Consider the following 7,925-nt stretch of genomic DNA (forward strand, 5'->3'; position numbering starts at 1 on the left):
GCATCGCGTTTACCCGCGACGAGACCAAAATTTCTGTGCTGGGCGTGCCCGACAAGCCCGGCATTGCGTACCAGATTCTGGGTGCCGTGGCCGACGCCAACATCGAAGTGGACATGATCATCCAGAACATCAGCAAGGATGGCAAGACCGACTTCAGCTTTACCGTGAACCACGGCGACTACGCCAAGGCCATGGATTTGCTGAAAAACGTGGTGGTGCCCAAGCTGGGCGCGCAAGAGGTGGTGGGCGACACCAAAATCTGCAAGGTGTCGATCGTCGGCATTGGCATGCGCAGCCATGTGGGTGTGGCCAGCACCATGTTCCGCGTGTTGAGCGAAGAGGGCATCAACATCCAGATGATTTCCACCAGTGAAATCAAGACCTCGGTGGTGATCGACGAGAAATACATGGAACTCGCGGTGCGCGCCTTGCACAAAGCTTTTGGCCTGGATCAGGCGGCTGCCTGAAAAAAACACTGAAGTCGTGACATAATCGCGGCTCTGATTTTCAGGAAACGTGACCGAGTGGCCGAAGGTGCTCCCCTGCTAAGGGAGTATGGGGTGTAGAGCCTCATCGAGGGTTCGAATCCCTCCGTTTCCGCCAGACATCTAATGAATACGGGCCTTCGGGCCCGTTTTTCATGCTGTTCCCATCAATGGGCGCCAGGGGCGCAAGCCGGTCGATCTAATGCCCGGGCGAGACTAGAATGCACACGGGGCCCGTTCACCCGCACCATTGCTGCGCACCTGTCGTGTTTTTTGCGCCCCGTCCTTTTAACCGGCAACGCCAAATGAACTTCGATACATGTACATCAAAAATACTGAACTGTGCGTTCCCCTTCAAGCAGGCGGGCTAGCGATCAGCAGGCCAGCGCTTGGCGAACTTCAAAATCACATAGTTGTCTTGTTGTGCAGCCTATGGCTCAGTGCACCGGTCTGGGCGGCAGATGAGCTTGGTAGAACCCATGGCCTGATCTCCGCAACAGACGCAGCAGTTAAATCCAATGCTGCCGCGACACATGTTTCTGCGGCCCGAGCGCCTGCTCAAGCAGGCGATGCACATGAACCGCATGATGTGGCGCCATTAGCCGGTACTGAGGCGCGGCAAATGAGGGTCGCCAGAAAGCCTCTTGAGACCATCAAACATGTTGCCTCGGCTGCCGTGGCCTCTGTCAACTCGGTGGCGTTGACGGTGGCCTCAGTAGGTTCTGTGGCGTCCAACACCGTCCTTGATGCGGCGGGCGTCATCCAGCATGGCATCGCATCATGGTACGGCGCGAAATTTCAGAACAAGCGCACCGCCAACGGCGAGCGGTTCAATATGAACGACCTGACCGCGGCACACCCCACACTGCCGTTTGGCACCAGGTTATGCGCGTATTCCCCTTTGACCGGGAAATCAGTCATTGTTCGCATTAACGACCGTGGTCCATTCGTCAAGGACCGGATTATTGATTTCAGCAAGGCTGCCGCCCAAGCACTTGGCATCCTTCACTCACGGCCCGATGTTGTTGCACTTTTGCATTCTTCAGACCAGCGTTGCTCAATGGGGTGAGCCGTTTCCTGTGGCCGGAGAAATGTGACACAGCGGTCAGCTACGGTCCAGGTTGAGCGGTTCGCCAGTCTCGGCCGCGCACGCGGCGGCGGTGAAGATGACATCAGTCGAGGAATTGAGCGCCGTTTCGGCCGAATCCTGCACCACACTGATCACGAAACCGATCGCCACCACCTGCATGGCGACGTCGGGGCTGATGCCGAACAGTGCCGTAGCCATCGGAATCAGCAGCAGCGAACCGCCGGCCACCCCGGACACCCCGGCGGCCGCGAATGAGGCCACGACGGACAGCAGCAGCGCGGTCGCAAGGTCGACCTGGATGCCGAGGGTGTGCGCGGCGGCCAGCGTCATCACCGTGATCGTGATCGCCGCGCCGGCCATGTTGATGGTGGCGCCGAGCGGGATTGAGATGGCGTAGGTGTCCTCGTGCAGGCCCATGCGGCGGCACAAAGCAAGGTTGATCGGGATGTTGGCGGCCGAGCTGCGGGTGAAAAAGGCGGTCAACGCGCTATCACGCAGGCAAGTGAAGATCAGCGGATAGGGGTTGCTGCGCAGCTTCCAGAATACGAACAGCGGGTTGACCACGAGGGCGACGAACAGCATGCAGCCCACAATCACCAGCAGCACGCGGCCATAGCCGAGCAGCGCGTCCAGTCCGGAGTCGCCCAGCGTGGCGGCGACGAGGCCGAAGATGCCGAGCGGCGCGAAGCGGATCACCGTGTGCACGATCGAGGACACCGCGTCCGAGAGATCGTTGAGCATCTTCTGTGTCGTTGGGCTGGCATGGCGCAAGGCCACGCCAAGTCCGATCGCCCATGCCAGGATACCGATGAAGTTGGCCTCTATCAGCGCCCGCAGCGGGTTCGAGACCGCGCTCAGCAGCAGGTTTTTGAGTACGGCGAGGATACCGCCGGGCGGGGTGCCGCCCACCTGCGGGGCATTGAGCACCAGTGTGGTCGGCCAGATGAAGCTGGCCAGCACCGCCACCAGCGCGGCGGCAAGCGTGCCAAGCAGGTAGAGCATCAGCACCGGGCGCATGTGCGTGGGTTGGCCATGCTTGTGGTTGGCGATGGCGGCCGCCACCAGCACGAAGACCAGCACCGGGGCGACCGCCTTCAGTGCGGCGATGAACAGGTCGCCAAGCAGCGCGACCGATTGGGTCGCCCCGGGTGCGAACAGGGCCAGGGCGATGCCCAGGATCAGGCCGATCGTGATTTGGGCAATGAGGCTCAGGCGCATCAGGCGCTGGAGAGCCGTGGGGGCTGCAGTTTTCATGAATGTGTCTCCTTGTGTGTCATTTGGATGAATGGATGCCCGGAGGGGCTTGAGTTGATCGTGTGGGGGTGTTCAGCACTCTGGGAAGCTGACGGCGAGTCCGCCGCGGGAGGTTTCCTTGTATTTGTCCAGCATGTCACGGCCAGTGTCGCGCATGGTGCGAATCACCTGATCGAGCGAGATGGCGTGTGCGCCGTCGCCACGCAAGGCAAGCTGGGCGGCGTTGATCGCCTTGACCGAGGCCATCGCATTGCGCTCGATGCAGGGCACCTGCACCAGACCGCCAACCGGGTCACAGGTCAGGCCGAGGTTGTGCTCGAGGCCGATCTCGGCCGCATTTTCGACCTGTTCAGGCGTGCCGCCGAGCACTTCGGTCAGCCCTGCCGCGGCCATCGCGCAGGCGGAGCCGACCTCGCCCTGGCAGCCGACCTCGGCGCCGGAGATCGAGGCGTTCTTCTTGCACAACACGCCGACCGCCGCGGCGGCGAGCAGGAAGCTGTCCACGTCGCGCGCGCTGGCACCGGGCATGAAGTTCATGTAGTACTGCAGCACGGCGGGAATGATGCCAGCCGCACCATTGGTCGGCGCCGTGACAACACGGCCGCCGCCGGCGTTTTCCTCGTTGACCGCGAGTGCGTAGAGATTCACCCAGTCGAGTGCGGCCATGGTGTCGCTGATCAGGTTGCGGCCGGTGGTTTGCTCACTGAGCTTGCGGTGCAGGGCAGCCGCGCGGCGGCGCACGTGCAGCCCGCCCGGCAGCACGCCCTCCTGGCCGATGCCGCGTGCGACGCAGGTGCGCATCACGTCCCAGGTGCGCTGCAGCGCGGCGCGCGTGTCTGCTTCGCTGCGCCAGGCACCTTCATTGGCAAGCATCAATTCGCTGATGCGCAGACCGTGGCGCTTGCATTGTTCGAGCAGTTCGCTGCCGGTTTCGAAGGGATAGGGCAGAGCCACGTCGGCCTCGGCCGACACGCCCGACTGCGCCTGCGCCGCGTCGACAACGAAGCCGCCGCCGACCGAGTAGTAGGTATTTTCAAACAGCACGCCGTCCGCGCCGTGGGCGGTGAGGCGCATTGCATTCGGATGGTAGGGCAGGCTGACGGGCAGCAGGCGCAGGTCGCGGGTCCAGTCGAAGGGCACGGCCACCGCACCGGCGAGCGGCAGGCTGCCGTCCAGGCGCACACAGTCCACCGCCGTGACGACGAAATCGGGATCAACCGCGTCGGGTCGCGCGCCCATCAGCCCGGCGACCACGGCGCGGTCGGTGCCGTGGCCGATGCCGGTCGCCGACAGCGAGCCGTACAGCTTCACCTCGACGCGGCGCACCTGCTCCAGCAGCCCCTTGTGCTGCAGGGCGGCGCTGAAATCGTGGGCTGCACGCATCGGCCCGACGGTGTGTGAACTGGACGGCCCGATACCGATCTTGAACAAATCGAGGACGCTAATGGACATGGACGACTCCGGGTGAAATCTGGGGTTGATTTAATAAAACTAACTGCGAAAATATTTATCACAGAATAATTGTATTTTCCGTTGTCAGTGAAAACGGCTCAATCGATAGTTTTTTACCAAGACTTAAGAAAAACTAAACCATGAATCCAAATTCGCCATCTCAGGTCCATGCCCGGTTGAGGGTGTTCCTCACCGCCGCACGTCATCTTTCCTTCACCCGCGCGGCTGAAGAGCTGCACATCACCACCGGTGCCGTGAGCCAGCAGATCAAGTTGCTGGAGGACTGGCTCGGGCTGCGCCTGTTTCGCCGCCTGCCGCGCCGCAACGAGCTCACTGATGCAGGCAATCGCCTGCTCGCCGCGGTCGACCCCGCCTACGCGGCGGTGGACCTGGCCATCGGCCACTTGCGTGGTGGCGCCTTGAGTGGCGTGGTGCGGGTGCGCGCACTGCCGTCCTTCCTGGCGACCTGGCTGGTGCCCCGGCTGCCGAAACTGATGACGAGCTTCCCGCAGATCGAATTGCAGTTGGAGGCCGAGGACAGCTCCTACTCGCTACGCGATGGCGAGTTCGACCTCGCGATTGACCTCAACGATGGCGCCTACCCCGGCTTTCAGAGCACCGTTCTGCTCGAGGAGGAAATCTTTCCGGTGTGCTCGCCGCTGCTGCTGCACGGCCGGCCGCCGCTCGAAACGCCCGACGACCTGCGCCACTATCCGCTGCTGCACGACATGACGGCCTGGCGCGGCAGCCCGCCCTATGCCGAGTGGGAGCGCTACCTGCGCGCGATCGGCGCCCCGCAGGTCGAGGTGCGCCGCGGCTACATGTTCAACCGCAACCACATCACCATGCAGTGCGCGATTGCCGCCATGGGTGTGGCAATGGCACGCCGCACTTTGATCACCGACGAACTTGACAGCGGTCGGTTGGTGGCGCCGTTCTCGCAGACGGTGCGCACCGGCAAGCGTTACTGCCTGGTGTATTCTGCCGGTGCACTTGCCGACCCGCGCGTGGCTACTGTGCATGACTGGATCGTCGGCGAGGCGCGTTGAACGTTAAAATGTAAAGTCCTGACAACAGAGGTCAGCCATCATGGCCAATCGTCAAATTACGCACCCGAACGGGGTTAAAAGCACAAGCCTGGCACCGCTTGAAATGGCCATCCGGGCCATCAACAAGGAAGTCGACCCCTTCGGTATCCTGTCCTCCCAGATCAATGCCCAGGTGGCCTTGCTGATGCACCCACCGGAATTCCTCAAGGCTGTGGATGACTTGTCTTCGGACTGGGTCGCCCTGTATGACCATGCGCTGCGGCGCATGCTCGGCATGCCCTCGCATGAGGTGCTGGAACAGAGTCCGGAAGATGCCCGTTTTGCCGATCCAATCTGGACCGAGTCGGCGATCTGGGACATCTACAAGGAGTGGTATTTGGTGTTTTCCAACAGGCTGCAAAAGATCTGTTTGGAAACGCCGGGCTTGTCCGGCCATGCGCGCCGACAAGCTGCTTTCTGGCAGCGCAACTGGCTCAACATGGTGGCACCCACCAATTTCTTCTGGCTCAATCCGCAAGCCATGACCCGCTTTGTTGAAACCAAGGGTGGGAGCATCCAGGAAGGCTTGAACAATTTCCTGCGCGACGTGACGAGCAAGAACATCCAGATGGTCGAGCCTGACGCGTTTGCCGTGGGCAAGGACCTGGCCACCACGCCAGGCAAGGTGATTTTTCGCAACCGGCTGGTCGAGCTGATTCACTACGCGCCCACCACCAAGCAGGTGCGCGCGATGCCCATCCTGATCGTCACGCCGTGGATCAACAAATATTACATTTTGGACCTGACCGCGCAAAAGAGCATGGTCAAGCACCTGACCGACCAGGGCTTTTCGGTGTTCATCAGCAGTTGGAAGAATCCGGGCGTTGAGATGTGTGATGTGCGCCTGGACGATTATTTGCTGGAGGGCGTCCATGCCTTGGTGAAGGCGACCACCGAATTTTGCAAGGTGCCGCAGCTGCATCTGGTGGGCTACTGCATCGGCGGCACCCTGGCGGCCACCTACATGGCCTGGGCCAACAAGCGGTATGAAGCCGACAGCATGCCGGTGGCGCACTGGACACTGCTGGCTTCGCTGACTGATTTTTCTCATCCCGGCGAGATTGAGGTTTTTATTGATGAAGCCTGCATCAGCGCGCTGGACGAGTTGATGGCCAAAAAAGGCTATCTGGATGGCAGCGAAATGGCGAGTTCTTTCCGCCTGTTGCGCTCCAACAGCCTGATCTGGCACTACTGGGCGCAAAGCTACCTGCTGGGCGAAAAGCTGAAGCCTTTTGACGTGCTGTTCTGGAACAACGACACCACGCGCATGCCGCAAGCCATGCATTCCTACTACTTGCGCGAAATGTACCTGCACAACAATCTGGTCAAACGCGACCACCTCACCATTGGCGGCGAGTCGATTGACCTGAACCGCATCACCCAGTCGCTCTATGCGGTGACCGCAGAAGAAGACCATATTGCGCCCTGGCAACAGTGCTATCTGATCCGCCGCGATGTGAATGCCGCAGCCCCCGTGCGTTTTGTCCGGTCAAGCTCGGGGCATATTTTGGGCATCGTCAATCCACCGGTCAGCCCGCCCAAACGGAGCTACTGGGTGGCCGACTCCGAGCCCAATGAAGGCGCGCAGCGCTGGCTCAGCCATGCCGAGAAAAAGTCCGGCAGTTGGTGGCCCGACTGGGCCGCCTGGCTGCATGCGCACACCGGCGACATGGTGCCCGCCTATGCCACCAGCAGCCGGAAATTCCCGGCGCTGGCGGATGCGCCGGGCAACTATGTGCTGGAGAAATAGGCGGGTCGCGTGGCTTACGCGGTGGCGCTGACAGCCCGTTTGGGCAAGCCACGAACCGGCGCGGATGGGCTGTAGCGGTCCAGCGCCAGGCCTTCCGTGCTGATGGCGGGTTGCCGGCCGGTGACCAGGTCGGCCAACAATTGCCCGGAGCCGCTGGCCATGGTCCAGCCCAGCGTGCCATGCCCGGTGTTCAGGAACAGGTTGGGGTACTGCCGGGTGGCGCCGATGATGGGCGTGCCATCGGGCGTTTGCGGGCGCAAGCCGGTCCAGAATTCCGCCTTGGGCAGATCGCCGCCGGGGAACAGGTCGGCGGTCACCATCTCCAGTGTGGCACGGCGTTTGGGGTTCAGCGCCAGGTCAAAACCACTCAATTCGGCCATGCCACCGACACGGATGCGCTTGTCAAAGCGCGTGATCGCCACTTTGTAGGTTTCGTCGAGCACGGTCGATTGTGGTGCCAGGCTGGCATCCAGCAAAGGCACCGTCAGCGAATAGCCTTTGACCGGGTACACCGGCAGGTTCAGCCCGAGCGGCTGCAACAACTGGCGCGTGTAGCTGCCCATCGCCAGCACATACTTGTCGGCCTTGACCACTTCTGCTTCAGGCCCGGCCAGTTGCACGCCCTGCAGGCTCTGCCCGTCAGACAGCAACTGCTTGACATCAACGCCGTAGCGGAACTGCACGCCCAACTGCCGTGCTTTTTCGGCCAGTTGCTGGGTGAACATGAAACAGTCACCGGTTTCATCATGGGGCAGCCACAAACCACCCAGCAAGCGGTCCTGCGTGTGGGCCAGCGCAGGCTCCAC

General features: G+C 61.7%; 7 protein-coding genes and 1 tRNA gene. 5 read left to right on the forward strand and 3 right to left on the reverse strand.

Annotated elements, in window-relative coordinates:
• From NDI87_RS15020 to NDI87_RS15030, 3 genes are all read left to right on the forward strand, one after another.
• The coding region (locus NDI87_RS15020) for an ACT domain-containing protein (RefSeq protein ID WP_296276246.1) at window positions 1-467 on the forward strand (467 nt) is incomplete at its 5' end.
• 43 nt (window positions 468-510) lie between these two features.
• A tRNA-Ser gene (locus tag NDI87_RS15025) sits at window positions 511-603 on the forward strand.
• A gap of 201 nt (window positions 604-804) precedes the next feature.
• Complete coding sequence (locus tag NDI87_RS15030; RefSeq protein ID WP_296276247.1) at window positions 805-1,554, forward strand: septal ring lytic transglycosylase RlpA family protein; 750 nt, start codon at window positions 805-807, stop codon at window positions 1,552-1,554.
• A 36-nt stretch (window positions 1,555-1,590) separates the two neighbouring features.
• Here NDI87_RS15030 and sstT read toward each other — a convergent pair whose 3' ends face one another.
• Both sstT and NDI87_RS15040 read right to left on the reverse strand, forming a co-directional pair.
• A complete protein-coding gene (gene sstT, locus NDI87_RS15035; RefSeq protein WP_296276248.1) occupies window positions 1,591-2,829 on the reverse strand; it encodes a serine/threonine transporter SstT in 1,239 nt (412 codons plus the stop codon).
• 72 nt (window positions 2,830-2,901) lie between these two features.
• Complete coding sequence (locus tag NDI87_RS15040; protein WP_296276249.1) at window positions 2,902-4,281, reverse strand: L-serine ammonia-lyase; 1,380 nt, start codon at window positions 4,279-4,281, stop codon at window positions 2,902-2,904.
• A gap of 140 nt (window positions 4,282-4,421) precedes the next feature.
• Here NDI87_RS15040 and NDI87_RS15045 point away from each other — a divergent pair, with 140 nt between their 5' ends.
• Window positions 4,422-5,330 (forward strand): LysR substrate-binding domain-containing protein, encoded by a 909-nt coding sequence (locus tag NDI87_RS15045; protein ID WP_296276250.1) that lies wholly within the window; start codon window positions 4,422-4,424, stop codon window positions 5,328-5,330.
• 40 nt (window positions 5,331-5,370) lie between these two features.
• Window positions 5,371-7,119, forward strand: a complete 1,749-nt coding sequence (locus tag NDI87_RS15050; protein WP_296276251.1) for an alpha/beta fold hydrolase — start codon at window positions 5,371-5,373, stop codon at window positions 7,117-7,119.
• A 14-nt stretch (window positions 7,120-7,133) separates the two neighbouring features.
• Here NDI87_RS15050 and NDI87_RS15055 read toward each other — a convergent pair.
• Window positions 7,134-7,925 (reverse strand): FAD-dependent oxidoreductase (locus NDI87_RS15055; protein WP_296276252.1); only part of this gene is annotated, 792 nt, incomplete at its 5' end.

This window comes from Rhodoferax sp. (genome assembly GCF_023701345.1).
GTDB lineage: Bacteria > Pseudomonadota > Gammaproteobacteria > Burkholderiales > Burkholderiaceae_C > Rhodoferax.